This window comes from Pseudomonas sp. GW821-FHT02A08, assembly GCF_059422045.1.
On record NZ_JBWKWD010000036.1, the window covers coordinates 18,289 to 45,153 of the forward strand.

At 60.4% G+C, this 26,865-nt stretch carries 29 protein-coding genes; 14 read left to right on the forward strand and 15 right to left on the reverse strand.

The window, feature by feature from the left end; genetic code table 11:
- Window positions 1-27 precede the first annotated feature (27 nt).
- Complete coding sequence (locus AC07W4_RS21930; protein ID WP_495033961.1) at window positions 28-381, reverse strand: MGMT family protein; 354 nt, start codon at window positions 379-381, stop codon at window positions 28-30.
- A 162-nt stretch (window positions 382-543) separates the two neighbouring features.
- On the opposite strand from AC07W4_RS21930, the gene AC07W4_RS21935 reads away from it, so the two are divergent.
- Window positions 544-1,551, forward strand: a complete 1,008-nt coding sequence (locus tag AC07W4_RS21935) for a DUF481 domain-containing protein (RefSeq protein WP_495033962.1) — start codon at window positions 544-546, stop codon at window positions 1,549-1,551.
- A gap of 149 nt (window positions 1,552-1,700) precedes the next feature.
- Here AC07W4_RS21935 and AC07W4_RS21940 read toward each other — a convergent pair whose 3' ends face one another.
- Window positions 1,701-1,910, reverse strand: coding sequence for a cold-shock protein (locus AC07W4_RS21940; protein WP_002554837.1), 210 nt, complete (start codon window positions 1,908-1,910; stop codon window positions 1,701-1,703).
- A 353-nt stretch (window positions 1,911-2,263) separates the two neighbouring features.
- On the opposite strand from AC07W4_RS21940, the gene dcd reads away from it, so the two are divergent.
- Together dcd and AC07W4_RS21950 are read left to right on the forward strand one after the other, a co-directional pair.
- Window positions 2,264-2,830 carry a dCTP deaminase gene (gene dcd, locus AC07W4_RS21945; RefSeq protein WP_007940589.1) on the forward strand — a complete coding sequence of 189 codons (567 nt, stop codon included), beginning with the start codon at window positions 2,264-2,266 and terminating at the stop codon, window positions 2,828-2,830.
- Between the two features lie 107 nt (window positions 2,831-2,937).
- Window positions 2,938-3,147 (forward strand): hypothetical protein, encoded by a 210-nt coding sequence (locus AC07W4_RS21950; protein ID WP_322616074.1) that lies wholly within the window; start codon window positions 2,938-2,940, stop codon window positions 3,145-3,147.
- A 131-nt stretch (window positions 3,148-3,278) separates the two neighbouring features.
- Here the strand turns inward: AC07W4_RS21950 and AC07W4_RS21955 are convergent, their stop codons facing one another.
- From AC07W4_RS21955 to AC07W4_RS21980, 6 genes are all read right to left on the reverse strand, one after another.
- Window positions 3,279-4,043 (reverse strand): ABC transporter ATP-binding protein, encoded by a 765-nt coding sequence (locus AC07W4_RS21955; protein ID WP_495033963.1) that lies wholly within the window; start codon window positions 4,041-4,043, stop codon window positions 3,279-3,281.
- Window positions 4,044-4,056: 13 nt separating this feature from the next.
- Window positions 4,057-5,175 carry a succinylglutamate desuccinylase/aspartoacylase family protein gene (locus tag AC07W4_RS21960; protein ID WP_495033964.1) on the reverse strand — a complete coding sequence of 373 codons (1,119 nt, stop codon included), beginning with the start codon at window positions 5,173-5,175 and terminating at the stop codon, window positions 4,057-4,059.
- Between the two features lie 27 nt (window positions 5,176-5,202).
- Window positions 5,203-5,913: an ABC transporter permease gene (locus tag AC07W4_RS21965; RefSeq protein ID WP_495033965.1), complete on the reverse strand. Its 711-nt coding sequence runs from the start codon at window positions 5,911-5,913 to the stop codon at window positions 5,203-5,205.
- Window positions 5,910-6,638, reverse strand: coding sequence for an ABC transporter permease (locus AC07W4_RS21970; protein ID WP_495033966.1), 729 nt, complete (start codon window positions 6,636-6,638; stop codon window positions 5,910-5,912). The genes AC07W4_RS21965 and AC07W4_RS21970 overlap by 4 nt, the downstream gene beginning before the upstream one ends.
- Window positions 6,639-6,694: 56 nt before the next feature.
- Window positions 6,695-7,477, reverse strand: coding sequence for a transporter substrate-binding domain-containing protein (locus tag AC07W4_RS21975; protein ID WP_008052144.1), 783 nt, complete (start codon window positions 7,475-7,477; stop codon window positions 6,695-6,697).
- 344 nt (window positions 7,478-7,821) lie between these two features.
- Window positions 7,822-10,272: a penicillin acylase family protein gene (locus AC07W4_RS21980; protein WP_495033967.1), complete on the reverse strand. Its 2,451-nt coding sequence runs from the start codon at window positions 10,270-10,272 to the stop codon at window positions 7,822-7,824.
- 186 nt (window positions 10,273-10,458) lie between these two features.
- On the opposite strand from AC07W4_RS21980, the gene AC07W4_RS21985 reads away from it, so the two are divergent.
- Window positions 10,459-11,016 carry a cysteine hydrolase family protein gene (locus AC07W4_RS21985; RefSeq protein ID WP_495033968.1) on the forward strand — a complete coding sequence of 186 codons (558 nt, stop codon included), beginning with the start codon at window positions 10,459-10,461 and terminating at the stop codon, window positions 11,014-11,016.
- A gap of 195 nt (window positions 11,017-11,211) precedes the next feature.
- Here AC07W4_RS21985 and AC07W4_RS21990 read toward each other — a convergent pair whose 3' ends face one another.
- From AC07W4_RS21990 to AC07W4_RS22005, 4 genes are all read right to left on the reverse strand, one after another.
- A complete protein-coding gene (locus AC07W4_RS21990) occupies window positions 11,212-11,418 on the reverse strand; it encodes an SEC-C metal-binding domain-containing protein (RefSeq protein WP_007955014.1) in 207 nt (68 codons plus the stop codon).
- On the reverse strand, window positions 11,415-11,909 hold the full coding sequence (locus AC07W4_RS21995) for an LEA/WHy family protein (RefSeq protein WP_495033969.1): 495 nt from the start codon (window positions 11,907-11,909) through the stop codon (window positions 11,415-11,417). Before AC07W4_RS21995 ends, AC07W4_RS21990 begins: the two co-directional genes overlap by 4 nt.
- A gap of 87 nt (window positions 11,910-11,996) precedes the next feature.
- Window positions 11,997-12,473: a YchJ family protein gene (locus tag AC07W4_RS22000; RefSeq protein WP_008052138.1), complete on the reverse strand. Its 477-nt coding sequence runs from the start codon at window positions 12,471-12,473 to the stop codon at window positions 11,997-11,999.
- Between the two features lie 4 nt (window positions 12,474-12,477).
- A complete protein-coding gene (locus tag AC07W4_RS22005; protein ID WP_495033970.1) occupies window positions 12,478-12,975 on the reverse strand; it encodes a DUF6231 family protein in 498 nt (165 codons plus the stop codon).
- Window positions 12,976-13,164: 189 nt separating this feature from the next.
- Here AC07W4_RS22005 and AC07W4_RS22010 point away from each other — a divergent pair, with 189 nt between their 5' ends.
- The 4 genes from AC07W4_RS22010 (at window position 13,165) to AC07W4_RS22025 (ending at window position 15,830) form a co-directional block, all read left to right on the forward strand.
- A complete protein-coding gene (locus AC07W4_RS22010; protein WP_495033971.1) occupies window positions 13,165-13,854 on the forward strand; it encodes a PA1041 family peptidoglycan-binding anchor lipoprotein in 690 nt (229 codons plus the stop codon).
- Between the two features lie 91 nt (window positions 13,855-13,945).
- A complete protein-coding gene (locus AC07W4_RS22015; protein ID WP_495033972.1) occupies window positions 13,946-14,653 on the forward strand; it encodes a PA1041 family peptidoglycan-binding anchor lipoprotein in 708 nt (235 codons plus the stop codon).
- A 147-nt stretch (window positions 14,654-14,800) separates the two neighbouring features.
- Window positions 14,801-15,079 carry a DUF1145 domain-containing protein gene (locus tag AC07W4_RS22020; protein WP_008052134.1) on the forward strand — a complete coding sequence of 93 codons (279 nt, stop codon included), beginning with the start codon at window positions 14,801-14,803 and terminating at the stop codon, window positions 15,077-15,079.
- Window positions 15,072-15,830, forward strand: a complete 759-nt coding sequence (locus AC07W4_RS22025; protein WP_495033973.1) for a collagen-like triple helix repeat-containing protein — start codon at window positions 15,072-15,074, stop codon at window positions 15,828-15,830. Before AC07W4_RS22020 ends, AC07W4_RS22025 begins: the two co-directional genes overlap by 8 nt.
- Before the next feature lie 143 nt (window positions 15,831-15,973).
- Here AC07W4_RS22025 and AC07W4_RS22030 read toward each other — a convergent pair whose 3' ends face one another.
- Window positions 15,974-16,438, reverse strand: coding sequence for a CopD family protein (locus AC07W4_RS22030; protein ID WP_495033974.1), 465 nt, complete (start codon window positions 16,436-16,438; stop codon window positions 15,974-15,976).
- A 99-nt stretch (window positions 16,439-16,537) separates the two neighbouring features.
- Between AC07W4_RS22030 and dinG the strand changes: the two genes are divergently transcribed.
- The 5 genes from dinG (at window position 16,538) to pdxH (ending at window position 24,601) form a co-directional block, all read left to right on the forward strand.
- A complete protein-coding gene (gene dinG / locus AC07W4_RS22035) occupies window positions 16,538-18,682 on the forward strand; it encodes an ATP-dependent DNA helicase DinG (protein WP_495033975.1) in 2,145 nt (714 codons plus the stop codon).
- Window positions 18,683-18,778: 96 nt separating this feature from the next.
- Entirely contained in the window at window positions 18,779-21,181 is a 2,403-nt protein-coding gene (locus AC07W4_RS22040; protein ID WP_495033976.1) for a beta-galactosidase, read from the forward strand.
- A 242-nt stretch (window positions 21,182-21,423) separates the two neighbouring features.
- Window positions 21,424-22,569 carry an EstA family serine hydrolase gene (locus tag AC07W4_RS22045; RefSeq protein WP_008052130.1) on the forward strand — a complete coding sequence of 382 codons (1,146 nt, stop codon included), beginning with the start codon at window positions 21,424-21,426 and terminating at the stop codon, window positions 22,567-22,569.
- A 340-nt stretch (window positions 22,570-22,909) separates the two neighbouring features.
- Window positions 22,910-23,929, forward strand: a complete 1,020-nt coding sequence (locus AC07W4_RS22050) for an OmpA family protein (protein WP_495033977.1) — start codon at window positions 22,910-22,912, stop codon at window positions 23,927-23,929.
- Between the two features lie 24 nt (window positions 23,930-23,953).
- Window positions 23,954-24,601 carry a pyridoxamine 5'-phosphate oxidase gene (gene pdxH, locus AC07W4_RS22055; protein WP_495033978.1) on the forward strand — a complete coding sequence of 216 codons (648 nt, stop codon included), beginning with the start codon at window positions 23,954-23,956 and terminating at the stop codon, window positions 24,599-24,601.
- 5 nt (window positions 24,602-24,606) lie between these two features.
- Here the strand turns inward: pdxH and AC07W4_RS22060 are convergent, their stop codons facing one another.
- Window positions 24,607-24,843, reverse strand: a complete 237-nt coding sequence (locus AC07W4_RS22060; RefSeq protein ID WP_008052930.1) for a hypothetical protein — start codon at window positions 24,841-24,843, stop codon at window positions 24,607-24,609.
- 164 nt (window positions 24,844-25,007) lie between these two features.
- Between AC07W4_RS22060 and AC07W4_RS22065 the strand changes: the two genes are divergently transcribed.
- Complete coding sequence (locus tag AC07W4_RS22065; RefSeq protein ID WP_007992400.1) at window positions 25,008-25,472, forward strand: outer membrane lipoprotein; 465 nt, start codon at window positions 25,008-25,010, stop codon at window positions 25,470-25,472.
- A 104-nt stretch (window positions 25,473-25,576) separates the two neighbouring features.
- Here the strand turns inward: AC07W4_RS22065 and nhaA are convergent, their stop codons facing one another.
- A complete protein-coding gene (nhaA, locus tag AC07W4_RS22070; protein WP_495033979.1) occupies window positions 25,577-26,764 on the reverse strand; it encodes a Na+/H+ antiporter NhaA in 1,188 nt (395 codons plus the stop codon).
- Window positions 26,765-26,865 lie beyond the last annotated feature (101 nt).

The window sequence follows — 26,865 nt, forward strand, 5'->3', positions numbered from 1 at the left end:
AAGAAATACGGAAACAAAGCGCGCACTCTAACCGCTGTGCTCTACCGGACGCCAGCCATGGCGCTGAATATCAACACGATTATTCAGGATACTGATGCCTTCCATGCGTAATCGTGCGCGCTGCTCATCACCCGAAGGGCTGCCCGCCGGCAGGCTGATACGCCCGTTTGCGGCCAGAACACGATGCCAGGGCAGCTTGCTGTCGCCAGGCAGTTGACTGAGGGTGCGCCCGACCCAGCGGGCGGCGCGACCCAGTCCTGCAAGCTCTGCCAGTTGGCCGTAGCTGACGACTTTGCCCGCGGGTACCTGTGCCAGCGTCAAATACAGCACCGTGCGTCGGATTTGCGCTGCACTCTCGGGTTCATCGGTTGGATCGGTCACGTCCGTCAGTCCTGAAAGGTTTGCTTTACAATCTTTAGAGTAATTCCTTCGCAGGAAGTTGAGAAATGAACTCAACAGAAATAGTCGGGTCAGTCCTTGTCAGGGCCTTGTTCCCACGGATAATGCCGACTTTTCTCGCAAGCCTGAGCCTGTATTTTGTTTATGTTGTCCAGATCCCTGCTGTGTCTCGCCGTCCTTGGCGCATCCCCTCCCTTGCTGGCCGATACCGTGTGGTTGAAGAACGGTGACAAGCTGAGCGGCGAGATCACGCTGTTCGATGGCGGCAAGCTGCTGATCCAGACCGAGTACGCCGGTGCGGTGACGATCGACTGGAAACAGGTCAAGACCCTGGACAGCGATCAAGAGTTGCTGGTCAAGCAGGATGCCTACAGTGGCGAGAAAGCCAAATCGCTGAAAGCGGCGGACGCCGGCAAGGTTACGCTGGCCAACGGCGATGCACCGAAGACGGTCGAGCTGGCGAGCATCCAGCAGATCCTCAAGCCAAAACCTGTGGTCGAGGATCTGGTGTGGAAAGGCAACGTCGATATCGCGCTGGATTACCAGCGGGCGGAAAACGACACCGATGACTACGACATCGATTTCAAGACCAGTGCGCGACACGGTCGCTGGCGGCACACCGCTGAAGGTGAATACAACCGTGAGTTCCAGGACGACGTGGTGACCACGGACAACTGGAGGGCCGAGTACTCCATCGACCGATTCCTGACCGAGCAATGGTTCTGGCAAGGGCGTCTGGTCTACAAGCGCGACAAGGTCGAGGATCTTTCCCGCCAACGCACGGTCGGTACCGGTCCCGGCTATCAGTTCTGGGATAACGAACTCGGGGCGTTCTCCCTGGGCTCGCTGATCAACCGCACGGACTATGAATTCTCCGATGGCAGCAAGGACAATTTCTACGCCCTGGCCATGACGTGGGACTACAACCGTTACCTGGTCGGCAAGCGTGTCGAATTCTTCACCAGTGGCGAGGTTGGCAAGCCGCTGTCGGGTGTGGCCGACTACGCGCTCGATGCCGAAATGGGGTTGCGCTACAAGGTGGCTGACTGGGCTTCGCTGAACATGAAGGCAGAGCGCGACATCATCAGCGGCACTGACGATTCGGATCTGGACAAGACACGCTACACCGCAGGGTTTGGCGTGACCTGGTAAGAGCATCAAAAGATCGCCGCCTTCGACAGCTCCTGGAGGGTCTACCCGGGAGCTGTCGAAGGCGGCGATCTTTTTTGCGTGGACAAAACACCCGCCCACAAAAAAGCCCCGCTGTTGAGGGCGGGGCTTTTTACTAAAGCAAGTACAAGTTAGATAACTTGAACTTCTTCAGCTTGCATGCCTTTCTGACCGCGGGTAGCGATGAAAGAAACCTGTTGGCCTTCTTTCAGGCTTTTGAAGCCGTCGGACTGGATAGCTTTGAAGTGAACGAACAGGTCGTCACCGGATTGTGGAGTGATGAAGCCGAAGCCTTTTTCATCGTTGAACCACTTAACGGTACCGGTTTGGCGATTAGACATGGTGTAACTCCTTGAACAAAGATAACTGCGACTCAGGAAGAACCCTGGCCGAGACTGAGTGCAAAGAGCAGGAAAAATTCTTGTAGATGGTTGGATCGAAATTCAACATATCGTGTAGAGATTCTCAGTGACACAAGCAGCACAGTGACGCCACCTTAACCCTTTTTCCGGGACGTGCCAATGCTTCTTGCGAAGGTTTCTCTGTTTTAAGGATCGGCGGTGTGACGGTTCGTCGCCAGAGCAGGTAATTCCTGCCTGTTCGGCGAGAATTGCACCGCGGACTTTGAACCCGGCGGCGCGCCCGGTAAGATGCCGGACAGAATTTTTCGACCTCGCTATTCAGGACACCCGCCATGAGCATCAAATCGGACAAGTGGATTCGCCGCATGGCGCAGGAACACGGCATGATCGAGCCTTTCGTCGAGCGCCAGATGCGTGGCAGCGACGATAGCCGTGTGATCTCCTACGGCGTGTCGAGCTATGGCTACGATGTGCGTTGCACCAATCATTTCAAGGTGTTCACCAACATCAATTCGGCCATCGTCGACCCGAAGAACTTCGATGCCGGCAGCTTCGTCGACATCCACAGCGACGTGTGCATCATTCCGCCGAACTCCTTCGCCCTGGCCAGCACCGTCGAGTACTTTCGCATTCCGCGTAACGTTTTGACCATTTGCCTGGGTAAAAGCACCTACGCGCGCTGCGGCATCATCGTCAACGTCACGCCGCTCGAGCCTGAGTGGGAAGGCCACGTGACCCTGGAGTTCTCCAACACCACCAATCTGCCGGCGAAAATCTACGCGAACGAAGGCGTGGCGCAGATGCTGTTCCTTGAGTCTGACGAAGAATGTGAAGTTTCCTACAAGGACCGTGGCGGCAAGTATCAGGGCCAGCGTGGCGTGACCCTGCCGCGCACCTGAGTCAACCGTCTGACAAATGTCGGGAATTCCTGAGCGGGCGTACACTCTATGGGGTGTACTGTTCCGATCCGCGCAAGGCGGGTCGGGCCATCGCTCAGGAGTGCCGAATGAAGATCGATCCGCGAATCAGTGCCGAACTGGCAAGACTTGAACCCAATCAGGTTGGCGTTCTGGCCTGGTCCCTGTTGGCACACCCGCCCGTCAGCATGGCAGGGGGCATTCCCGGTCAGCCTGATCCTGATACCCCGAACGAAGAGCCGATGGAGCCTGGTGAACCTACTTTGCCGGATGAGCCACCGCCTGCGCCTGTCGTCTGATAGTCCAGGCACTACAGATCAAAAAAAGTGGGAGCGGGCTTGCTCGCGAAGGCGGTGTGTCAGTCGGCATGAATGCCACTGATACTCCGCATTCGCGAGCAAGCCCGCTCCCACAGTTTTTTCTGTAGACGTTATTTCAGGTTGCCACTGAGGAACTGCTTCAACCGCTCGCTTTTCGGATTGCCCAGCACCTCTTCCGGTGCGCCTTCTTCCTCCACCAGGCCCTTGTGCAGAAACAGCACCTGGCTCGACACTTTGCGGGCGAAGCTCATTTCGTGGGTCACCATGATCATGGTCCGGCCTTCTTCGGCCAGGCCCTGGATCACCTTGAGCACTTCACCCACCAATTCCGGGTCCAGTGCCGAGGTCGGTTCGTCGAACAGCATGACTTCCGGTTCCATGGCCAGTGCGCGGGCAATCGCTACCCGTTGTTGCTGGCCGCCGGACAGGAAGGCCGGGTATTGGTCAGCCACGCGGGAAGCCAGCCCCACCTTGTCGAGGTAGCGCCGGGCGCGGTCCTCGGCTTCTTTCCTGTCGCAGCCCAGCACCCGGCGCGGCGCCATGGTGATGTTTTCCAGCACCGTCATGTGGCTCCACAGGTTGAAATGCTGGAACACCATGGCCAGGCGGGTGCGAATCCGCTGCAGTTCATCGGCGTCGGCCACGTGCATGCCGTGACGATCCTTGATCATGCGGATGTTCTGCCCGTCGAGGCTCATGGCGCCGTCGTTGGGTTGTTCCAGGAAGTTGATGCAGCGCAGAAAGGTACTTTTACCCGAGCCGCTGGCGCCGATCAGGCTGATGACGTCGCCGGTCTTGGCCTTGAGCGAAACACCTTTGAGGACTTCATGGTCGCCGTAGCTTTTATGCAGGCCTTCGATGGTCAATTTGTACATGGGGCGTGCATCCTCAAGGCGAAAGTAGATAGCCGCTGCGATAGGCTTCGGTGCCCGCGACGTGGGCGATCACCATGCCGGCAGTGGCCATGCGGCGCAGCGAGCGGGCATACATCAGCCCGGCTGTGGCGCAATGAACGGGAGTGACCAGATCGTTGACCGGATCAATGATCTCGGCGATCAGTTGCCCGGCTTCCAGGTATTGACCCGGTAATGCGGTGAACACCAGCAGCCCGCCTACCGGCGTGGCCACCGGCTCAACACCGGCCAGTGGTGTGGCCGGGTAGGGCAGCTCGGGCAGGGGCGAGGGTTCGCCGGCGATTGCGCCGAAATGGATCAGGTAATCGATCAGCGCCTGGCAATCCAGGCTGGCGAGCGGGTGGTTGACGTCGCCCTGGCCGCGCAGTTCGACGGTCACCGAAAAACTGCCTGGCGGAATGTCGAAGTGCTCGCCGAAGCGCTCCTTCAACTGCCACCAGAGCAGGGTGAAGCATTCGTCGAACGACTGGCCACCCGAATCGGTTGCCAGCAGGCTGGCTTCGGCGCCGATGTAGCGGGCCAGCGGCTCGACCTGCGGCCAGGCTTCAGGTGTGGTGTAGAGGTGGGCGACCGCTTCGAAATCGCAATGCAGATCGAGCACCATGTCGGCGTCGCAGGCCAATCGTTGCAGGGCCAGGCGCTGGGATTGCAATTGGGTGTCGGCAGTCTGCCGGGCCAGCGCCTCGCGCAGGCTGCTGCGGATCAGTTGCTGGTTGTGCTGCGGATCGTCACCGAGCTTGCCCTCGATCGCGTTGCCGACTTCTTCACTGAGGTCGACGAACCAGCGGTTGAAGTTCTGGCCGCTTTCCAGCTCGTAGCGACCCAGCGGCACATCCATCAGTACCTGTTCCAGGCCCACCGGGTTGGCGACGGGCACCAGCACGATTTCGCTGCGCAGGCGACCGGCGGCTTCCAGCTCCGCCAGGCGTTGCTTGAGGTGCCAGGCCACCAGCATGCCGGGCATTTCGTCGGCGTGCAGGGAGGCCTGGATGTAGATCTTGCCGTTGGCCGGTTGTGGGCCGAAGTGAAAACTGTGGATCTGTCGTGCGGTCCCCGGCAACGGGGCCAGCAGGTCATGTTTCTGGTGGCGCATCTGTTGTTTCCTGAAGCTGGTTGAGTCCTAGTGGGACGGCCCGAGGAAGGCCAGCCATCGGCGTTCGGCAAGGCGGAACAGGCCGACCAGCGCAAAAGTGACGGTCAGGTAGATCAGCGCGGCGATGCCGAACGACTGGAAGGTCAGGAAGGTCGCCGAGTTGGCGTCCCGCGCGACTTTCAGGATGTCGGGGATGGTCGCGGTGAAGGCCACGGTGGTCGAGTGCAGCATCAGGATCACTTCGTTGCTGTAGTACGGCAACGAGCGACGCAAGGCCGACGGCATGATCACGTAGGCATACAGCTTCCAGCCGGTCAGGCCGTAAGCCTTGGCCGCTTCGACTTCACCGTGGTTCATGCTGCGAATGGCCCCGGCGAAGATCTCCGTGGTGTAGGCGCAGGTGTTCAGGGCGAAGGCCAGGATCGTGCAGTTCATCGCATCGCGAAAGAATGCGTCCAGTGCCGGCTGGGCCCGAATGGCGGCCAGGCTGTAGATCCCCGTGTAACAGATCAGCAACTGGATATAGAGCGGCGTGCCACGGAACAGGTAGGTATAGAACTGCACCGGCCAACGGATGTAGAAGTGCGGCGATACGCGGGCGATGGACAGCGGGATCGACACGATAAAACCGATGAAGATCGAAGCGCTGAGCAGCCACATCGTCATGGCCAGGCCGGTGATGTTGTTGCCGTCGCTATAGAGGAAGGGTTTCCAGTATTCCTGCAGGAGTTCGATCATCGTACGGCCTCTCGGGTCCCGGCGGAGTAACGACGTTCGAGCCAGCGCAGGATGAAGTTGGATGCGCTGGTGATCACCAGGTAAATCAACGCGGCAAGCACCAGGAAATAAAACAGCTGATAGGTACTCTTACCGGCGTCCTGGGCGGCCTTGACCAGGTCGGCGAGGCCGATGATCGACACCAGGGCCGTGGCCTTGAGCATCACCATCCAGTTGTTGCCGATACCCGGCAGGGCATAACGCATCATCTGCGGGAACACCACGATCCAGAAACGCTGGCCGCGCTTGAGGCCATAGGCGGTGGCCGCTTCGACCTGACCCCGTGGGACGGCGAGGATAGCGCCACGGAAGGTTTCGGTGAAGTACGCACCGTAGATGAAGCCCAGGGTAATGACCCCGGCACTGAATGGGTTGATCTCGATGTATTCCCATTCCATGTAATCGGTAAGCGACGTTAGCCAGGTTTGCAGGCTGTAGAAGATCAGCAGCATCAGGACCAGGTCCGGAACGCCGCGAATGAGTGTGGTGTAGAGCTGGGCAGGCACGCGCATCAGTTTGACTTTTGACAGCTTGGCACTGGCGCCGAGCAGCCCGAGCAACACGGCCACCAACAGCGACAACGCCGACAACTTGATCGTCATCCAGGTGCCTTCCATCAGCAGCGGACCGAAGCCCTTGAGGCTGAAGGCAGAGAGCCCCAGATTTTCTAATAGGTTTTCGAACATAAATCAGCAACCTGATCGGATGAAAAAAGCGCCCATCGAGAGATGGGCGCCGGGCATTATTTGCCGCTGTACAGATTCAGATCGCCAAAGTGTTTCTTCTGAATGGTGGCGTAGGTGCCATCATCGTGTAACGCTTTGATACCTTTATCCAAAAGTGCTTTCAGCTCGGTGTTACCTTTCTTAATGCCGATGGCTGTCTTGGATGGCAGCAAAGCGTTGTCGACCGGCTTGCTGACATCGTAGTCGGCGCCCTGTGGCGACTTCAGGAAGCCCAGTTCGGCTTGCAGCATGTCCTGAATGCCTGCGTCGAGACGACCGGAAGTCAAGTCGGCGTAGACCTGATCCTGGTTGGCGTAGGCCTGGGTTTTCACGCCGGCCTTGTCCAGAACGGCTTTGGCATAGGCTTCCTGAATGGTGCCTTGTTCGTAGCCGACGGTCTTGCCCTTGAGCGAGGCGACGTCTTCAGTCACGCCAGAACCTTTCTTGGATACGTAGGCGGTTGGGCCGGAGAACAGTTCGCTGGAGAAGTCGATGACTTTTTCGCGGGCTTCGGTAACGGTCATCGACGAGATCACACCGTCGAATTTATTGGCTTTGAGACCCGGAATCATGCCGTCGAAATCGCTTTCGACCCATTTGCACTTGACCTTCAGTTCGGCGCAGATCGCGTTGCCCAGATCGATGTCAAAACCTACCAGGCTGCCATCGGCCGCTTTCGATTCGAACGGTGCGTAGGAAGGGTCAACGCCGAAACGCAGTTCTTTGTATTCCTTCGCCATGGCGGAGCCAGCAGCCATGCACAACGCCAGTGCAGAAAGGGTCAGCAATGCTTTTTTCATTATTCAATCCCTAAAAACCAATATGAGCGCTTGTGGCGCAGAATTATTGTTACTGGAAAGCGTAAGACCTGTTGAAAGTAGCAATTTCCGAACCAGAGTGCCGAACAAGCGTTTTAAAAGGTGCTTGGAAATGGCCGGAGACAGATTTATGCACGAAAACGGGCGCAGGGAAATGGGTGCACCAAATCATCTCGCCACAAAAAACCGTTTGACTGAGCGGGGTGCCAGTCTCTCCACCTCGTCGACACGACTTGTCCTTGCATCAGCGCAACGGCGATGGCGGTCCGACATTCAACCTCTATGTTGAATGTCGGACCGCCATCGCGAGCAAGTAAAGGGCTGGGTTACTTTCCTGGTGTCAACGTCAACCGCGCCTTGCCATAGGCGTTGTCGAAGTTCTGCGGCTGCATCGGCAGGCTCATGTACTGGCCCTTGAGCCACGGCTCGATGCTGTTGAGGTAGTTCGGGCTGGCCGGGTTGCCGGACTGACCGGTGCCGTTCTGCGCCATCAGCGGTTCGGACTGGCCGAAGTCGACGATAAAGCGCATGGCTGGCGCCAGCGTGGTGTTGAAGTCCTGGCCCCAGGCGAAGGCGGCGGTGTTGAGGGTGGTGTGATCGCCGCCGGCCGGCAGGGGGCCGCGTACGGTCTGGCCGCTGCTGTTTTTCCATTCATAGCGATGCAGTTTGCCCCACTGCCAGGCTTTGTGATCACCGCCCAACTGGCTGTCGCCGGCGCTGATTGCGGCGGCGAGGCTGCGAGCGAGGATGGCCGGTTTGTCTTCTTTCTGTGCAGTGCGCACGTCATCCCAGAACGGGCTGTCCTCACGCCCGAGCAAGTGATCGGCCTGGGCCGCGTAGGACAACTTGCCGTCGGTGACAAAGGCTTTCCACGCCGGGCTGCTTTGCGGGCCCAGTTCATCGAGGAAGATCTGCCGCGTGCTTTCCTGCAGAAACAGTTCGTAGATGGCCGCATCGGTGGAGGCCGGGCCGAGCTTGCCGTCGAACGCCATCAAGCGGCTGTAGGCTTCGTGTGCCTTGGCGCGATCGGCCGGCGGCAAGGCGTCCATGGCTTGTTTGAGCGGCTGGGCCATACCCGGCGCTTCAAACATTTTCTTCAGCTTGGCAGCGAAGTTGGTGGTCTGGTCGTATTGCATGGCGATCAGGCTGCGGCTGTCGTGTTTGCCTGCGCCGGCCAGTTCGGCCAGGCGCTCGCCGCGCTCCGGAGCCGCCCATGAATTGGACAGCTGCATGCCGTAGCCATGGGGAATGACTCGCTGGTTGGCGGTGCCGAGCCAACCCTGAGCCGGGTCCTGGTCGTACGGGTGCAGCATTGGGTCGGCGTAACCGTCCCAATCGTAACGACCTTCCCAGCCCGGCGAGGGCAGCAGGCCTTCGCCTTCACGACGGTTCGGGTAACGACCGGTGACTTGCCAGCCGATGTGGCTGGCATCGGCGAACACCAGGTTCAGCGCAATGGCGCGGATTTCGCGGCTGGCATCCGAGGCTTTCTCGACGCTCTGGGCGCGGGACAGGTCGAAGAACGCGTCCAGGGTTTTGTCGTCGGTGAAGTTCGGCGTCTGCAAGGCCAGGCCGAAACCATTGACCAGCGTGGTGCCCTGGGCACTGTTGAGCAGCGGGCCATGGCGGGTTTCGTACACCGCTTCGCGAATCGACCGCTGGCCTTTGACGAAATAGGTTTCGTTGCGCACGATCGCCGGTTGCCACTTCCCGGCGTTTTCGTAGGTGAGCCCGTTGCCCTGGCGCTTGATCTTCTCCAGGAACAGGTCCTGGTTGTCGCCCATCACGGACGTCATGCTCCACGCCACCTTGCCGTTGAAACCGCCAAGCACCATCGGCAGGCCCGCGATGGTCACGCCGGACGCCTGATACTTTGGCGCGCGAATCTGCACGTAACTGAACAAGGAAGGCACGCCCAGCGGACCGTGACTGTCACTGGCCAGCAGGCTCTTGCCGCTGCGGCTGCGTTGCGGGGCGATGGCCCAGTTGTTCGACGAGGTGGCGCCCAGCAGGTTGAGGTCCGACAGTTGGCCAGTGGCCTTACTGAGTTCGGCCAGCCCCGGTACTTGCCCGTTGAGCTTGATGCCTTGCAGTTTTTCGCTTTCGGCGGCCGGCAGTTTTTCGTCGGGAGCCGACGGCGTCAGCCACGCCAGTTTGTCGGTGGTGACGGTCTGGGCCAGTACCAGAGAGGAAATTTCTTCCGGCAGGTTGGTCGACTGGCTGAAGTTCAGCAGGCAGAAAATCAGCGCCGAATCTTCCGGTTGCCAGTATTCAGGCTTGTAGCCGGTGGCTGTCAGATCCGCCGGCAGTTTGTCGCGGTAGCGGAACAGGTAGGCGTTGACCCCGCGTGCATAGACTTCGAAGAAACGCTTGAGGCGCGGCGAAGAAGCCTTGTACAACTCGGCGGCACTTTTCTTCAGGTTGACCGCCCGCATGTAACGGTCGGCATCCAGCAGATCTGCACCGTGCATCTCGGCCAAACGGCCCTGGGCCAGCAGGCGCAGGGTGACCATCTGGGTGATGCGATCGCTGGCATGTACGTAACCGAGGGTGAACAGCGCGTCGTGGAAGCTGTTGCTTTCGATCAGTGGCATGCCCATGGCATTGCGACGCACCGAAACGCTCTGCGCCAGTCCCTTGAGTGGCTGTACACCGGAGGTCGGCGGGAGGGTGTCCTGGGCGTTGAAGTTCTGACAACCGGTCAGGCTCAACACACCGGCCACTGCTGCGGCAACGCCGAACCGGGGTAGAAAATGAGTAAGGGCTGGCGAGGCCATGGCAAAGCTCCTGCGGGGGTGGTGGCGCAATAAAGGCGCTACGTTAGTGAGCAGGCGATGGCCGCGCAAGCGGGGTAAGAGGTTATTTCAGGATTTGTCAAAGATCGCAGCCTCAACAGTGGCTTGCCAGCGGTAATCGGTGATGTTGAAGTGCGACACGCTCAACAATCCAGGAGAACAGTCGGCATGGAGCTCAAGGCAAACGCGGCACTGATCATCATCGATCAACAAAAAGGCATCCTGCATCCCGGGCTCGGTCGCAGGAATAACCCCCAGGCCGAAGCGCGCATGCTGGAGTTGCTCGGCCATTGGCGGCGCACCGCCCGGCCGGTGATCCATGTGCAACACCTGTCCCGTTCGGAGGACTCAGTGTTCTGGCCGCAGCAGTCGGGGGTGGAGTTTCAGGAACGGTTTCAGCCAAAGGCCGGTGAACGATTGATCCAGAAGCAAGTGCCCGATGCGTTTTGTTCAACGGGGCTGGAGGCGCAGTTGCGCGAGGTGGGGATCGGGCAGTTGATCATCGTCGGTGTCGCGACCCACAACTCGGTGGAATCCACGGCGCGTACCGCGGGCAACCTGGGGTTTGATACGTGGGTGGCCGAGGATGCGTGCTTTACCTTCGACAAGGCTGATTTTTTCGGCCATGCCCATAGCGCTGAAGAGGTGCATGGGATGTCGCTGGGGAATTTGCACGGTGAGTATGCGACGGTCACTAGTAGCGCAACAATTTTCTCGGCTGACTGAAAAAACTGTGGGAGCGGGCTTGCTCGCGAAAGCGGTGTGTCATTCAGCATGAATCTGGCTGACACGACGCCTTCGCGAGCAAGCCCGCTCCCACAGGGGGAATGTGTCCACCGTAATAATGTGGGAGCGAGCTTGCTCCGGGCGGCGTTCCGACGATGGCGTTTCAACAGGCGATATCGATATCCGCCCGAAGCATCAAGCGCCGTGGCACTTTTTGAACTTTTTGCCGTTGCCGCATGGGCACGGATCGTTGCGGCCGACGTCTTTCAGGGCGTTGCGCACCGGTTCCTGGTGAGCGTGGCCGCAGTTCGGACCGTGGACATGGCCGTGGTCGTGATCATGGTGGTGATGGTCATGATCGTGGTTGCAGTCAGGGCCGTGGACGTGGGGTTGCTGGGTCATCGGTGTTGCTCCGGAATTAAATCGGCGGCGATTATCACGCCATTGCGCGCCAGGTGCACGTAGTGGGCGATGAATATACCGGTTTCCAGCTCACCTTCCAGACGGTAGGGAATGGGTTGATCGGATTTTTTCAGCAGTTTGGCCATTTCACGGACCTTGGACCACAGGTTGGTGCGGATCGGCACCTTGAAGTAAGCGCTGTGCCTGGGGCTGATGGTGAACCAGTGTTCGTACTCGCCATCGGCCAGCAGTATGTCACCCAGGTGAACGCGATACGCCAGACTGCGCACCGTCAGGTCGCTGTCGTTGGGGTTGTCGATGCGAAAGTGCAGGAGGAATTTCTGTTCCAGCAGTTTGGCGCTGACCACCTCGATTTTCACCAGATGGACCTCGGGGTCCGGCAAGTCGTCGTCGAACCATGACGCACAGCCGCCGAGTCCCAGAGTCAGGAACAACGTGAGCAGACAGAGTGCGCCGCGGCGGATGATCATCGTGGTGTTTCTCCCTTGAGCACCAGTCTAGACCCAAAGGATCGCAGCCTTCGACAGCGCCTGCGTGGTGGGCAGTCATTCCCTGTACTAGCTGCTGAAATACCCCGCACAACATTTCTTGAACTTCTGCCCACTCGCGCACGGGCAGGCGTCATTGCGTCCGATCTTGAGCGGCACGGTCGGGTCGATGAAGTACCAGCGCCCGGTATTTTGCACAAATGCCGAACGCTCTCGATGACTGTGCTCGCCATTGCTGTCGTGCCAGCGCGCGGTGAAGGTCACGAAAGCGTGTTCAGGCTGGCCGCCCAGCACTTCGGAGCTCTCCACCTCAAGGCCCAGCCACGTACTTTGCGCGCTCCAGTCGCTGATCGATTGACGGTCCAGACCGGCCTGTTGGGCGGGCAGGGTGGTGGCCACCAGATAGTCGACCAACCCCAGCACATAGGCGCTGTAGCGCGAGCGCATCAAGGCTTGCGCGCATGGCGCCGGGTGCCCGGCATGGTAATGACCGCAGCAGGCGTCGAGCAGGGTGCCGCTGCCGCATGGGCAAATGGATGTACTCATTGCATTACCACCAGTATTTCCCGAAGTTTTCCGGATTGGCCCAGAAGCGCGAATTGAGCCAGTCGGGGACTTGTTTGTATTCAAGCAGATCGTAGGTAAACAGGGTCAAGACCTGTTCGTCCCGTTGAAAGCGTTCGCTGGCTTGCAGGGCCAGGGAGAAAAAGTCCGTTTCCTGCCAGCCACAGGCCGGCAGATCCGCCAGTACTGCGATGCGGCTGGCATTGAGGTTGCGGATGCCGCCCAACAGGTTCAGGCCGTCGCGCTTGGGCAAATGCTCCAGGCAATCGACCACCAGGGCCAGGTCGAAACGGCGGGCCGCCAGCTCGGCGGGCAACGGCCCGGGGGCAGCGAGTGCGACGCTACTGTCCGGGCGAGCGAGCTTGAAAGCCTCCAGCGCGGGGAACTCGCTGGCGCCGATCAACAACAGGCGCGCGGGGGCATATCGGTCAAGTAAAGCGGCCAGTGCCTGTTGCGGCGTGCGTGAAGAAATACCTGCAATCATCGAAGATCCTCAATCAGATCTGCCAAGACTAGCCTGCCCTTACGTTCGGGCCTAGAGCGTCCTGGCGACAAAAGCGTCAACCTGCCGTTAATACGCGAATAAACAGCATGGCCTATTGCTGGCGGAGTTTAAAACTCGGGTCTTTACTACCTGAATCGGTTCTAAGCCGATCCTTCAGGAGAAAACTAGATGAGCATAGTTCGGACAGCATTACCCTTGGTTCTGCTAACCAGTGTGTTGACTGGTTGCGCAGGTTTGCAGAAAACCGACTGGCCGACCTGTGCGGCGGTTGGTGGTGTCGTGGGGGCGGGCCTCGGCGCGACCGAAAGCTCGGCATGGGCAGGGTACGGTGCTCTGCTCGTCGGCGGTACGGCAGCGGCTTATTGCTGGGTGCACGGCGATGGCGACGAAGACGGCGATGGCGTGCCGGATAGTCGCGACAAGTGCCCAGGCACGCCAAAAGGCGTTCACGTCGATGCCAACGGTTGCCCACCACCAGCGCCTGTGGTCGAAGAAGCGGTTGTGGTCCAGGAAGAAACCATTGTCATCCGCGATGTCCACTTCCAGTTTGACAAAGCCACGCTTACCTCGTCCGACAAACAGGTACTCGACAAGATTGCCACTCGCTTGAAGGCCGAGGCCCCTACCGCTCAACTGACCGTGACCGGCCATACCGACAGCGTGGGCAGTGACACCTACAACCAGAAACTGTCGGATAAACGCGCCCACTCGGTGGTTGAATACCTCATCGAGCAAGGCGTACCTCGTAGTAACTTCGTGTCGGTTGTCGGTGCTGGTGAAAGCCAGCCGGTTGCTGACAACAAAACCGCTGACGGTCGTGCACAGAACCGTCGTACCGAAATTAAAATCCAGCGTTAACCCCCCCTCGCATCCGCGCCTTGTGCAGTCGTGGATGCGGGTCTTTACTCCTGTGTAACCGGTATTGGCCGGGGACACAGGAGCTTTCAATATGATCGTTCTCACAAGGACCGTCTTGCCGGTTCTGCTACTGGGCAGCCTCTTGACCGGCTGCGCGACCCACAGCGATGGCACTGCCCCCCTCAATCAACGCACCTGGCCAATTTGCAGCCTCATCGGCGGCCTGGTCGGCGGTGGTCTGGGCGCAATCGAGAGTGGTGGTTGGGCCGCGGGTGGAGCGGCGCTGGGTATCTTGTCCGGCGGCTTGATCTGCTATGCCCAGGATGGCGACGAAGACGGCGACGGCGTTTTCGACCGACGCGACCGTTGCGCCGATACTCCCGCCAATACCCCGGTCGACCATCGTGGTTGCCAGGTGCCGCAGTACCCGGACAGGGTCCAGACCGAGCCTGCGCAAACCGAAGTCATTACGCTGAGCGATCTACTGTTTGTCTTCAATCAATCCGACCTGACCCCGACGGCCAAGAGTCAACTGGATGCGTTGATGAGCCAGTTCCTGGATGCCGATGTGGTCAGCATCAAGGTGGTCGGCCATACCGACAGCGTCGGTTCGGATGCCTATAACCAGTCCTTGTCGGAGCGGCGTGCCAGCAGCGTGGCGGAATACTTGATCAGCCAGGGCGTGGCGCCGAACAAAGTCACCAGCGAAGGCAAGGGCGAAAGCCAACCGATTGCCGACAACGAAACAGAAGAAGGTCGTGCGAAAAACCGCCGCGTGGAACTGCATATAAACCGCTGAGCCCAGAGATAGAGCCGTCGGGCGACTGATGTGATCGCTGCGACGGCCGTTTGGCGGCCTTCATGAAGATTTTTCCGTTGCCCTCTGGCTTATCCCGCGTGGAAGCCGTTACTGTGCGCGCAAACAATAATTCTCATCGGGGTGCGTATGAAAGTCTTATGGGGACTGGGGCGGTTACTGACCTTGCTGTTCTGGGCGGTAGTGCTGGTCAATCTGCTCACACCGTTCGTCTTTCCGCTGCACCCGTTGGTCAATCTGGCCGGCGGCCTGTTGGGGTTCATCCATCTTCTGGAAGCGTTGCTGTGCTATCGCAGCCTCCGGGGTCGCGCCCATCCCTGGCTTGACCGCCTGAAGATCGTCATTTTCGGCGTGTTCCACCTGCAAACCATTCCAGCCCCCACCGCTTCGAAGGCTTCCCATGCGTAAACTCTGTCTGCTCGCCGCACTCATCAGCCCATTGGCCTGCGCACAGGTGGTGAGTGTCGAAACCAACTCGCTGATGCGCTTGCCCAACACCGCCAGCACCCTGCAACTGGAGCGCCTGGAAGTGGCCGATTACGGCACCTTGCTGATTCCTTCGAACGTCACCGAAGTCACCGTGGGTGAGTTGCATCTGGGGCGTGAAGCGCGCATTGCCATCGTGCCGGGGGCACAGGCGCTGGCGCTGAAGGTTCGTCGCGCTGATTTGTCCGAAGGCAGCCAGATCACCTCCCGTGGCGCCCCCGGGACCTACCAGAAGGCCGCTCGATCAGGGCGCAACCTTGATTTGCAGATCAAGACACTGAACGCAGCGCAATTGATCGTTGATGCTCGCGGTGGCGCGGGCGCACCGGGGTTCGTTGGCCTTGATGGGGCCAACGGCCAGGAACCGGGCTGCACCTGGGGGCAGGCGGGGCGCGGCGCCGATGGCAGTGATGGCAGCAATGGCCAGCCGGGAGCACCGGGGGCGCTGGTCAAGCTGGCCGTGCCCCACGACTTCCCGGCAGAGCGGATCAAGGTTCAGGTGGCCGGCGGTGCCGGTGGCCTGGCCGGCCCCGGCGGTAAACCGGGCGCGGGTGGCAAGGCCAAGGGTTGCCTGGTTTACAAGGCCGATGGCGGCAAGAGCGGTAAACCTGGGGCTGATGGTCAGCCAGGGCCAGAAGGTGCGGCGGGTTCGGTGACTGTGCAGCGGTTGTAATCAGTTAAATCAGTATTGTCTGATCAGTCATCATCGCGGGCAAGCCCGCTCCCACAGGGTCCAGTGGTGTTCACAATACAGTCACCACACTGCAATTCCACTGTGGGAGCGGGCTTGGTCCGGGCGGCGTTCCGACGATGCTTTTAGAGCATCGGCCGAGCCGCAGCAATCGCCACCACAGCCAACCCCACCAACAAATTGATCCCCACCAATCGGCGAATCCGCCCCAGTACCGCCGCCCCGGCCGGCCAATCCTGCTCGGTCACGGCTGCGCGCAACTCCGGCAGCATCAGCGCCTGAATGCGGATAAACAATGCCGTCATCACCACATACAACCCCATCATCACCTGCACATAGCGCGGTGCGGCTTCAAAACCATTGAAATGCATGTGCAGCATGCCCACGCCGCTGACCGGCAACAGCACCACCGCCACCCAGACCCAGCGGAAAAAGCCTTGAAACACTTCTATCCACAGCTTCAGCCGGGCAGGGCCTTCAAGTGCCTTGACCGCGGCGGGGCGCAGGACCATCCAGGCGAAAAACATGCCGCCGACCCAGACCAGGGCGGCCAGTACATGCAGGCTATAAACGAGGCTAAAAGGTGTCATTGGGTTACTCCGTTCTGCGCGGGATTCATTAGCGGGGTATGATAGCCGTCGATCCGAACCACTGAAAATTTATCCAGCGTTTTTTGCGCCCGACAATCCATGATCAGCACTGAACTCAAAACCACGATCCAGGGCGCCTACTCGCGTTTTCTCGAAGCCAAGAGCCTCAAGCCGCGCTACGGCCAACGCCTGATGATCGCCGAAGTCGCCAAGGTCCTGGGTGACATCGACACCGACGACGAAGGCCGGCGCAGTGGCGACCCCGCGATAGTCGCGGTGGAAGCCGGCACCGGTACCGGCAAGACCGTGGCCTACAGCCTGGCGGCGATTCCCACGGCGAAGGCCGCCGGCAAGCGCCTGGTGATCGCCACGGCCACCGTGGCCCTGCAGGAGCAGATCGTCTACAAGGACTTGCCCGACCTTATGCGCAACAGCGGGCTGAATTTCAGCTTCGCCCTGGCCAAGGGCCGCGGGCGCTACATGTGCCTGTCCAAGCTCGACATGCTGCTCCAGGAAGGCCACGCGCAAACGGCCACCGCGCAGCTGTTCGAAGAAGAAGGTTTCAAGATCGAGGTCGACGAGGCCAGCCAGAAGCTGTTCACCAGCATGATCGAAAAACTCGCCGGCAATAAGTGGGACGGCGACCGCGACAGTTGGTCCACCGCCCTGGAAGACGCCGACTGGGCGCGCCTGACCACCGATCACAGCCAGTGCACCAACCGTCATTGCCCGAACTTCGGCCAGTGCGTCTTCTACAAGGCCCGCGAAGGCATGGGCAAGGTCGACGTGATCGTCACCAACCACGACATGGTCCTGGCTGACCTGGCCCTGGGCGGCGGCGCGGTATTGCCGGACCCGCGCGACACCATCTACGTGTTCGACGAAGGCCATCACCTGCCGGACAAGGCCATCGGCCACTTCGCCCATTACACGCGCCTGCGCTCCACCGCCGACTGGCTGGAAACCACCGCCAAGAACCTCACCAAACTGCTGGCCCAGCACCCGTTGCCGGGCGATCTGGGCAAGTTGATCGAACAGGTGCCGGAGCTGGCGCGGGAGATCAAGACCCAGCAGCAGTTCATGTTCACCGCCTGCGAGCAGATTGCCGATTTCAAACCCGGCGAAGACGTTGAAGGCCGCGAGCGCCCGCGTCACCGATTCGTCGGCGGGGTGATTCCCGAGCACATGCGTGAAATGGGCATCGAGCTGAAGAAAGGCTTCGCGCGGCTGACCGACTTGTTCACCCGTCTGACCGAGCTGCTCAAGGAAGGCATGGACGGCGAGGTGAACATCGGCATCGCCAGCAACCAGGCCGAGGAGTGGTATCCGCTGTTCGGCAGTCTGTTGTCGCGTTCTTCCGGTAACTGGGAGTTGTGGACCGCCTTCACCGTCGAAGACCCGGAGGACAACCCGCCCATGGCCCGCTGGCTGACCCTGGCCGAGAGTGGCTCGCTGTTCGACATCGAGGTCAACGCAAGCCCCATCCTCGCGGCGGAAATGCTTCGGCGCAACCTGTGGAACGTCGCCTATGGCTGCCTGGTGACGTCGGCGACCCTGACTGCCCTCGGCACCTTCGACCGCTTCCGCATGCGCGCCGGCCTGCCGAAAAAAGCCGTGACGGCGGTGGTGCCAAGCCCGTTCCATCATGCCGACGCCGGTGTGTTGCGGGTGCCGAACCTGAACGCCGATCCCCGTGATGCAGCGGCGCATACCGCCGCGATCATTCGTGACCTGCCTGAATTGGTCGAAGGCTCGCGGGGCACGCTGGTGCTGTTTTCCTCGCGCAAACAGATGCAGGACGTGTTCGACGGCCTGGACCGCGACTGGCGCAAGCAAGTGTTCATCCAGGGCAACCTGTCGAAACAGGAAACCCTGAACAAGCACAAGGCGCGAGTCGATGGCGGCGATTCCAGCGTGTTGTTCGGTCTGGCGAGCTTCGCCGAAGGGGTCGACTTGCCCGGTGCCTATTGCGAGCACGTGGTCATTGCCAAGATTCCTTTCTCGGTACCCGATGATCCGGTCGAAGCGGCGCTGGCCGAGTGGATCGAAGCCCGGGGCGGCAATCCGTTCATGGAAATCTCCGTGCCGGACGCCTCGCTGAAGCTGGTCCAGGCCTGCGGTCGCTTGCTACGCACCGAAGAAGACCGCGGCACCATCACCTTGCTCGACCGGCGCCTGGTGACCCAGCGCTATGGCAAAGCCATCCTCAACGCGTTGCCGCCGTTCCGTCGAGAAATTTCCTGAAGCACCGGTGGGCAGTTTTGCCCGCCGCGTTGTCTATCTCTCTGCCATCGCTATTCCACTGGCCCATTGAAGGTCGTTAGGGAGAATTTCGTTCTCATGATTTGCCGTTCGTTGCCTGCCGTTTTTGCCCTGCTGTTCGCAACACCGCTGTTGGCCGCCCCCGCCAGCCAGCAGACGCTGTTCAACTTTGTGCGCCCCGCCGACGTGGTCCAGGTGGCGACTCAGGACGCCAGCCTGCCGCAATCCAACGCCGAGCAAACCCCCGAGGGCGAAGTGCTGCGCCGGGTGACGTTCAACCCGGTCGCCCGGCCGACTTTGCGCCTGACCCCGCAGACCGGTGCCTGGGACTGGTCGCAGTCAGGCGTCATGAGTCTGCGGATCCAGAGCGCGATGAACTGGGCCTTGACCCTGTACGTGACCATCCAGAGCAACGACGGCAAGACACTGGTCAGCCGCGTCGATCTGCCGGCGGGGCCTGCGCAAACCCTGCTGGTGCCTTTGCAGGCGACATCGGCGCTGAGCCAGGGCATGAAGGCGGGCCCGCCGATGCCGATGACCGTCGAGGGCCAGCGTGTGTTGCTGGCCAGTAGCGCCGGTGAGCTGGATCGCAGCCAGGTGGTGTCCGTGACTTTGTCGATGGACCAGCCGAAAGCCGCGCAAAGCATCCTGCTGGAGCGCTTTGGTGTGCAGGACGGCGAGTCGGTCACCCAAGCCGTGTTTGGCGGGTTGGTGGACGCGTATGGCCAGTCGACCCGGGCCAAATGGCCGGAAAAAGTCAGCAGTGACGATCAACTGAAAGGCGCCGTCGGCAAGGAGCAGCAGCAACTGAAAACCTGGCTGGCCGAGCGTCAGAAGTCTTCGCTGGACAAATTCGGCGGATTGACCAAAGGCCCGTCATTCAAGGCCAGTGGCTTTTTCCGCACCGAGAAACGCGATGGTCGCTGGTACCTGGTGACGCCTGAAGGCCACCCGTTCTATTCCCTCGGGGTCAATACAGTGGCCCCGGATGTCAACCAGACCTATGTTGCCGGTCGCGAGTGGATGTTCGAATCCCTGCCCAAGGCTGACGAGGCACTGGCCAGTTTCTACGGCGAAGGCGACAACCGTGGCGGTAACGGTGCCGATCAAGGGCGCGGCTACAATGCTGGGCGCTGGTACGACTTCTACGGTGCCAACCTGCAGCGTCTGTATGGCGATCCATGCGCGAAGGGCAGCGATACCAAGGCTGGTGTTGCCGAAGCGGCCAAGACCGAAGCGACGGTAGCGACAGCCGCTGTGTCCAAATCTGTCGAACCGTGCAAGGCGCTGTTCGACGAGCAGCGCTGGGCCAGTCACACCCTTGACCGTTTGCAGGCTTGGGGTTTCAACACCATTGGCAACTGGAGCGCACCCGTACTGGGCAACGCTGATCGCGTGCCCTACACCTTGCCGCTGTCGATCGTCGGTGACTACGCCAGCATCAGCACCGGCACAGACTGGTGGGGCGGCATGCCCGACCCATTCGACCCGCGTTTCGCCATGGCCACCGAGCGTGCAGTGGCGATTGCTGCCCGCGACCATCGTGACGATCCGTGGCTGATCGGTTACTACGCCGACAACGAACTGGCCTGGGCCGGTCCCGGCGACGACCCGAAAGCCCGTTATGCCCTGGCCTACGGCACCTTGAAAATGACCACCGACGTGCCGGCCAAGCGCGCATTCCTCAAGCAGCTGCGTGACAAGTACCGCAATCAGGCGGGCCTGTCGAAAGCCTGGGGCATTGATCTGTCTGCCTGGGAGCTGATGGAGGATCCGGGGTTCGTGCCACCGCTCCCGAGTGCCGAGCACCCGGAAATCGAAGCCGACTTCAAATACTTCCAGAGGGTCTTTGCCGACACTTACTTCAAGACCATCTCCGACTCACTCAAGTGGCACGCGCCGAACCAGTTGCTGCTCGGCGGCCGTTTCGCGATCAGCACCCCGGAAGCCGTGGAGTCCTGCGCCCAGTACTGCGACGTGTTGAGCTTCAACATGTACACCCTGCAACCCCAGGATGGTTACGACTTCGCCAAGCTGCGCAGTCTCGACAAACCGGTGCTGATCACCGAGTTCAACTTCGGCTCGGTTGATCGTGGCCCGTTCTGGGGTGGCGTCACGCCATTGGCGAAGGAGGAAGACCGTGGTCCGGCGTACGCCAACTTCCTCAAGCAGGCATTGAGCGAACCGTCGATTGTCGGCGTGCATTGGTTCCAGTACCTCGATCAACCGGTCACCGGGCGCTTGCTTGATGGTGAAAACGGTCACTTCGGGTTGGTGGGCATCACTGATCTGCCGTTCCAGGGTTTTGTCGACAGCGTTCGCAAGAGCAACCTGGCGACAGTCGAGCAATTGGGCAAAGAAGCCGAGAAGGCTGCGGCCGCCGCCGACAAAGCCAGCCACGATGCCGAGGGCGGCAGGAAGGCCGAGGCCGGCAAGGGCCCGGGGAAGGGCGCTGGTGGGCATTCCGGGAATGGTCATTAATCGCTGAAACCGCGTTATCGTTCTTCGCGAGCAAGCCCGCTCCCACATTCGACCGTGTTCTTCCAGAAGGAATACGGGCAAATGTGGGAGCGGGCTTGCTCGCGAAGGCGTCTATACGGACGCGATAGGTTTCCGATCAGTTTTATGAGTGACTGACCATCCAGCCCAACCCTGTTCCCAAAACCCTCAAGGGCTGGAACAATGCCGACCACTTTGTAGAGCGTTAATCCGGGGAGTTGCGGGTGCAGATTCAGGGTCATTACGAGCTTAAGTTCGAAGCGGTGCGAGAGGCGTTCGCGGCGCTGTTCGACGATCCCCAGGAGCGTGGCGCAGCGTTGTGCATCCAGGTCGGTGGCGAAACCGTTGTCGATCTGTGGGCCGGCACTGCCGACAAGGATGGGGCCGAGGCCTGGCACAGCGATACTATCGCCAACCTGTTCTCCTGCACCAAGACCTTCACCGCCGTCACCGCGCTGCAATTGGTGGCCGAAGGCAAGCTGCAACTGGATGCCCCGGTCGCGCGCTACTGGCCCGAATTTGCCGCTGCCGGTAAAGAGTCCGTCACCCTGCGTCAACTGCTCTGCCATCAGGCCGGTCTTCCGGCATTGCGCGAGTTACTGGCCCCCGAAGCCCTTTACGACTGGCAAACCATGGTCGACGCCCTGGCCGCCGAAACGCCGTGGTGGACGCCGGGCGAAGGCCACGGTTACGCGGCGATCACCTATGGTTGGCTGGTCGGTGAATTGCTGCGCCGTGCCGACGGTCGTGGGCCGGGTGAATCCATCGTCGCGCGGGTCGCCAGGCCGTTGGGCCTGGACTTCCATGTGGGCCTGGCCGACGAAGAGTTCCATCGCGTGGCCCACATTGCGCGGGGCAAGGGCAATGTCGGCGATGCCGCCGCCCAGCGCCTGCTGCAAGTGACCATGCGCGAGCCAACGGCCATGACGACCCGGGCGTTCACTAACCCGCCATCGATCATGACCAGCACCAACAAACCTGAGTGGCGACGCATGCAACAGCCGGCCGCCAATGGCCATGGCAATGCCCGTAGCCTGGCCGGGTTCTATGCCGGTCTGCTCGATGGCAGCCTGCTTGAAAGCGAAATGCTCGATGAACTGACTCGCGAGCACAGCCTCGGCGAGGACAAAACGTTACTGACCCGGACCCGTTTCGGCCTGGGTTGCATGCTCGATCAACCGGACGTTGCCAATGCCACCTTCGGCCTTGGCCCGCGGGCGTTTGGTCATCCGGGTGCTGGCGGTTCCATCGGTTTTGCCGACCCGGAGCACGATGTGGCTTTCGGATTTGTGACAAATACCCTGGGGCCGTACGTCTTGATGGACCCGCGCGCGCAAAAGCTGGTGCGGGTTCTGGCCACTTGTCTGTAAAAATGACTATCGGGTGCCAAGGCTGGAACCCGATAACCTTTCCAGTTTCAAAGCGTCTGTTTACACGGGCCGATGTGGCTAATGCCGATCAGTCAAGCGGTAATGCGATCTGTAGCAGCTGCCGAGCCCGCGAGGCTGCGTTCGGCTGCGAAGCAGTCGTAATTCAATAATCGCGGTACATCAGGCAGGCCGCGTCAGCTGGACTCACGACTGCTTCGCAGCCGAACGCAGCCTCGCGGGCTCGGCAGCTGCTACAAAGGTGTCGCGGCTGAAATTGCTTAACTGACTGGCATTAGGCCAATGTGGCCTGATTTTTTGACTTCATTTTTGTGGATATCCAATGTCATCCAATAAAACCCTCGCCTTGGCCCTGTGCTTCGCTATTACCGGTTGTGCACAGACACCACAGAAAGACGCGACGACACCTGTCGCCAAGACTGAAAGCGGCAGCCACTGGTACTGGCCGTTCGGTTCCGACGACAGTGCCGGCAAGCCCGTGGCCAAGCCGGAGGTGAAGCCCGAGGTCAAACCGGTTGCGGTGGCCAAGGCCGAAACCGATAGCGGCAGCAAGTGGTGGTGGCCATTCGGCGGTAGCGAGCAGAGCACCGCCAAGGCCGTGCCGATGCCCGACCCGAAAGTCACCCAGGCCTGGCTTGACGACTACGAACCGCGTCTGCGCGAGGCGGTCAAGGGCAGCAACCTGCAACTCGAGCGCCGCGAAAACGTACTGGTGGTGACCGCGCCGGTCGAAGGCTCGTTCAACCCTGATCGTCCGGCCATGCTGCTGCCGGTCACGCTCGGTCCGTTCACCCGCGTAGCCAAGATCCTTGAAGCCGATCCAAAGACCGCGGTGTTGATCCTCGGCCACAGCGATACCTCCGGCGCCGCGGCTGCCAACGTCAAGCTGAGCCAGGAGCGTGCCCAGTCCGTTGCGGCGATTTTCCGTCTCAGTGGTCTGCAGCGTGATCGCTTGATGCTGCGCGGCCTGGGCGGTGATGCGCCGCGTGCCGCCAACGACAGCGTGCAAGGGCGTGCGTTGAACCGTCGTGTGGAACTGCTGGTGACCCCGCAAAACACAATGGTCGCGCTGCTTGGCAAGTACAACATGCCGGCTCCGGCACCTGTGACCATGGTCGCTGCCGCGGACGCCAAGCCGGTCGCCAAGCCGGTCGCCAAGCCTGTGACACCGGCCCCAGCGACTAAAAAGGCTGCTGTTCCAGCGACGAAAAAAGCCCCGGCGAAAAAAGCGTCGGCCAAGAAAGCACCTGCGAAAACCGCAACGCCGGCAAAAAAGACCACGCCAGCCAAAGCCTCGACGGCTGACAAGAAAGTCGCCGCCACCGATACTGCAAAGCAGTGATTCGTTAACCAAAAGGAATGCGCCATGACCCAGGGCCTGGCTGATATGCGTCGTGACTACACCCGTGATGGCCTGACCGAGGCACAAGCCCCGGCCGAGCCGTTCGCGCTGTTCCACCAGTGGTTCGCCGACGCGGTGAAAACCGAACAGGCGCCGGTGGAAGCCAACGCCATGACCCTGGCCACCGTCGATCAGGACGGTCGACCGCACTGTCGCATTCTGTTGCTCAAGGGCCTGGACGAGCAGGGCTTCACCTTTTTCACCAACTACGAAAGCGCCAAGGGCCAGCATCTGGCTGCGAATCCGTTCGCAGCCATGACGTTTTTCTGGCCGGCGCTGGAGCGCCAGGTGCGCATCGAAGGGCGGGTGGTGAAGGTAACGCCTGAGGAGTCCGACGCCTATTATCAGGTCCGTCCACTGGGCAGTCGCCTGGGGGCCTGGGCATCGCCCCAGAGCCGCGTGATCAACGGTCGTGGCGAACTCGAAGCGCTGCTCAAGGACACCGAGCAACGTTTCAGCGACACCCAGCCCCATTGCCCGGAACACTGGGGCGGTTATCGCCTGCTGCCTGAGCGCATCGAATTCTGGCAAGGCCGCCCAAGCCGCCTGCACGACCGCCTCAATTACCGCCAGCAGGGCGCCGACTGGATTCTTGAACGTCTGGCACCCTGAGCAGTCTACCGATCGGGATAGCCTGTCGCAGCGGCCTCCAGCCACTTCGGCAGGTCTCGACGCTTGATTTTCTGCGCCCGGGCACTCGCCAGTTGTTCGAGCATGAAGGCTTTTTTCTGCTCGTCCTTGCCCGCCAGCGCTAGCGCCAGGTCGCGGTCCATCCAGCGTTTGATCCGCACGTACAGCCACCAATGGAAGTACAAACCGGCAACAGTCGTGACGACGATGATAAAGTAGTCCATTGAAATCCTTGGCCAGTGGGCAGTTTTCCGAATTTGCCGCTACTGTGTGAGTTCGTGGGGGCGCCTTAACGGAGCCTGAATCAAACCAATTTTACCCGGGCTGTGTCGTGACAGGCGTCAAGCGGCGGAGTTTAATGAACATCTGTTTCTTTGGAGTTGATGCTATGCGTAAGTCTGTTCTACTGGTTGCTTCCTTTTCCACGATGGCGATGTTGCTCACTGGTTGCCAATCGAGCCTGACCGGTGACTCCTATTCCCGTGACGAGGCGCGTCGAGTGCAGACCGTTCGCATGGGTACCATCGAAGCATTGCGTCCAGTGAAAATCGAAGGCACCAAAACCCCGATCGGCGGCGCTGCTGGCGCAGTGGTCGGTGGCGTTGGCGGCAGCTCTATTGGTGGCGGCAAAGGCAGCGTCGTTGCTGCGGTCATCGGTGCCGTGGCCGGCGGCCTGCTCGGTTCAGCCGCTGAAGAAGGCCTGACCCGCACCCAGGGCGTGGAAATCACCGTGCGCGAAGACGATGGCAGCATGCGCGCCTACGTTCAGGAAGTTCAGCCGAACGAAGTGTTCCGTGTTGGCGAGCGTGTGCGCATCGCAAGTGTGAATGGCACCAGCCGCGTTTCGCACTAAGCGCAAACACCGGATAAACAAAAAACCCGATCAGATGGCTGATCGGGTTTTTTGTTTTTCAGCTCAGGCGAGTCTTGATTGGCGCCAGGCGTTATCGCGGGTTATCAGGAGGCCAGCGCAGTGTTCTTGCGGCTGGCCATCGCCGTCACCACATAACCGATCAGCGCCGCCAGAATCGAACCGGTCAAGATCCCCATGCGGTCCATCCCGGCGAAATCACTCACGCCTGGCTCGAAAGCCAGCGAGCCGACAAACAGACTCATCGTGAAACCAATGCCGCAGAGAATCGCCACGCCCAGTATCTGGCCCCAGTTGGCGCCTTGGGGCAGGGCGGCGATACCGGTTTTCACGGCCAGCCAGGTCAGACCGAAGACTCCGACGGTCTTGCCCAGCAGTAGCCCGATGGCGATGCCCATGGGGACATGGTGAGTGAAGCTTTCGACGGTGACACCGCTCAGGGACAGGCCGGCATTGGCAAAGGCGAACAGCGGCAGGATGCCGTAGGCGACCCACGGGTGCAGGGCGTGTTCCAGGGTCAGCAATGGCGATGGTTCGGCATTTTTCGTGCGCAGCGGAATGCAGAAAGCCAGGGTCACGCCGGCCAGGGTGGCGTGGACACCGCTCTTGAGCACGCAGACCCAGAGGATCAAGCCGATGATCATGTACGGTCCGAGCTTGACCACGCCAAGCCGGTTCATCCCGATCAGCGCCGCAATACAGGCCGTGGCCAGCGCCAGGGACAGGGTCGACAACGCGCCGGAATAGAAGATCGCAATGATGATGATCGCGCCGAGGTCGTCGATGATCGCCAGGGTCATCAGGAACAGTTTCAGCGATACCGGAACCCGTTTGCCCAGTAGCGCCAGCACGCCAAGGGCGAAGGCAATGTCGGTGGCGGTCGGGATTGCCCAGCCGTTGAGGGCCGGTGGCGTGTCGCGATTGAGGTACCAGTAGATCAGCGCCGGCACCACCATGCCCCCAACGGCAGCGGCACCGGGCAGGACGATTTGCGATGGTTTGGACAACTGGCCATCGAGGACTTCACGCTTTACTTCCAGGCCGATCAGCAGGAAGAACAGCGCCATCAGGCCGTCGTTGATCCACAGCAGCAAAGGCTTGGCGATTTTCAGCGCGCCGATCTGGGCCACCACGGGGGTGTCCAGCAGGCCGTTGTATAGCCACGACAGCGGCGAGTTGTTGATAATCAGAGCCAGAACGGCAGCGGCGATCAGTAACAGACCGCTGGCAGCTTCCAACTGAAAGAAACGCGTGAAAGTGCTACGCAGAGGCAAGGTCGCTCTCCATCCGTGAGTTCAAAAGGTGTTACACCCTAACAAGTACTGTTAGTTGTTAAAACAAAAGTTATATTCTTTTTTGTTATATGTCGTTACAA

Excerpts from the sequence above, each read along its gene's own strand:
- AC07W4_RS22005 (WP_495033970.1), bottom strand. The coding sequence starts at position 12,975 with ATGATTGCAGGTATTTCTTCACGCACGCCGCAACAGGCACTGGCCGCT.
- AC07W4_RS22060 (WP_008052930.1), bottom strand. The coding sequence starts at position 24,843 with ATGGACTACTTTATCATCGTCGTCACGACTGTTGCCGGTTTGTACTTC.
- AC07W4_RS22040 (WP_495033976.1), top strand. The coding sequence starts at position 18,779 with ATGATTTGCCGTTCGTTGCCTGCCGTTTTTGCCCTGCTGTTCGCAACA.
- AC07W4_RS21970 (WP_495033966.1), bottom strand. The coding sequence starts at position 6,638 with ATGTTCGAAAACCTATTAGAAAATCTGGGGCTCTCTGCCTTCAGCCTC.
- AC07W4_RS22030 (WP_495033974.1), bottom strand. The coding sequence starts at position 16,438 with ATGACACCTTTTAGCCTCGTTTATAGCCTGCATGTACTGGCCGCCCTG.
- AC07W4_RS21955 (WP_495033963.1), bottom strand. The coding sequence starts at position 4,043 with ATGTACAAATTGACCATCGAAGGCCTGCATAAAAGCTACGGCGACCAT.
- AC07W4_RS22020 (WP_008052134.1), top strand. The coding sequence starts at position 14,801 with ATGAAAGTCTTATGGGGACTGGGGCGGTTACTGACCTTGCTGTTCTGG.
- AC07W4_RS21965 (WP_495033965.1), bottom strand. The coding sequence starts at position 5,913 with ATGATCGAACTCCTGCAGGAATACTGGAAACCCTTCCTCTATAGCGAC.
- AC07W4_RS21995 (WP_495033969.1), bottom strand. The coding sequence starts at position 11,909 with ATGATCATCCGCCGCGGCGCACTCTGTCTGCTCACGTTGTTCCTGACT.
- pdxH (WP_495033978.1), top strand. The coding sequence starts at position 23,954 with ATGACCCAGGGCCTGGCTGATATGCGTCGTGACTACACCCGTGATGGC.
- AC07W4_RS22065 (WP_007992400.1), top strand. The coding sequence starts at position 25,008 with ATGCGTAAGTCTGTTCTACTGGTTGCTTCCTTTTCCACGATGGCGATG.
- AC07W4_RS21975 (WP_008052144.1), bottom strand. The coding sequence starts at position 7,477 with ATGAAAAAAGCATTGCTGACCCTTTCTGCACTGGCGTTGTGCATGGCT.
- AC07W4_RS21935 (WP_495033962.1), top strand. The coding sequence starts at position 544 with ATGTTGTCCAGATCCCTGCTGTGTCTCGCCGTCCTTGGCGCATCCCCT.
- AC07W4_RS22050 (WP_495033977.1), top strand. The coding sequence starts at position 22,910 with ATGTCATCCAATAAAACCCTCGCCTTGGCCCTGTGCTTCGCTATTACC.
- AC07W4_RS21960 (WP_495033964.1), bottom strand. The coding sequence starts at position 5,175 with ATGCGCCACCAGAAACATGACCTGCTGGCCCCGTTGCCGGGGACCGCA.
- AC07W4_RS21950 (WP_322616074.1), top strand. The coding sequence starts at position 2,938 with ATGAAGATCGATCCGCGAATCAGTGCCGAACTGGCAAGACTTGAACCC.
- dinG (WP_495033975.1), top strand. The coding sequence starts at position 16,538 with ATGATCAGCACTGAACTCAAAACCACGATCCAGGGCGCCTACTCGCGT.
- AC07W4_RS21940 (WP_002554837.1), bottom strand. The coding sequence starts at position 1,910 with ATGTCTAATCGCCAAACCGGTACCGTTAAGTGGTTCAACGATGAAAAA.
- AC07W4_RS22015 (WP_495033972.1), top strand. The coding sequence starts at position 13,946 with ATGATCGTTCTCACAAGGACCGTCTTGCCGGTTCTGCTACTGGGCAGC.
- dcd (WP_007940589.1), top strand. The coding sequence starts at position 2,264 with ATGAGCATCAAATCGGACAAGTGGATTCGCCGCATGGCGCAGGAACAC.
- AC07W4_RS22010 (WP_495033971.1), top strand. The coding sequence starts at position 13,165 with ATGAGCATAGTTCGGACAGCATTACCCTTGGTTCTGCTAACCAGTGTG.
- AC07W4_RS22025 (WP_495033973.1), top strand. The coding sequence starts at position 15,072 with ATGCGTAAACTCTGTCTGCTCGCCGCACTCATCAGCCCATTGGCCTGC.
- AC07W4_RS21990 (WP_007955014.1), bottom strand. The coding sequence starts at position 11,418 with ATGACCCAGCAACCCCACGTCCACGGCCCTGACTGCAACCACGATCAT.
- AC07W4_RS21985 (WP_495033968.1), top strand. The coding sequence starts at position 10,459 with ATGGAGCTCAAGGCAAACGCGGCACTGATCATCATCGATCAACAAAAA.
- AC07W4_RS22000 (WP_008052138.1), bottom strand. The coding sequence starts at position 12,473 with ATGAGTACATCCATTTGCCCATGCGGCAGCGGCACCCTGCTCGACGCC.
- AC07W4_RS21980 (WP_495033967.1), bottom strand. The coding sequence starts at position 10,272 with ATGGCCTCGCCAGCCCTTACTCATTTTCTACCCCGGTTCGGCGTTGCC.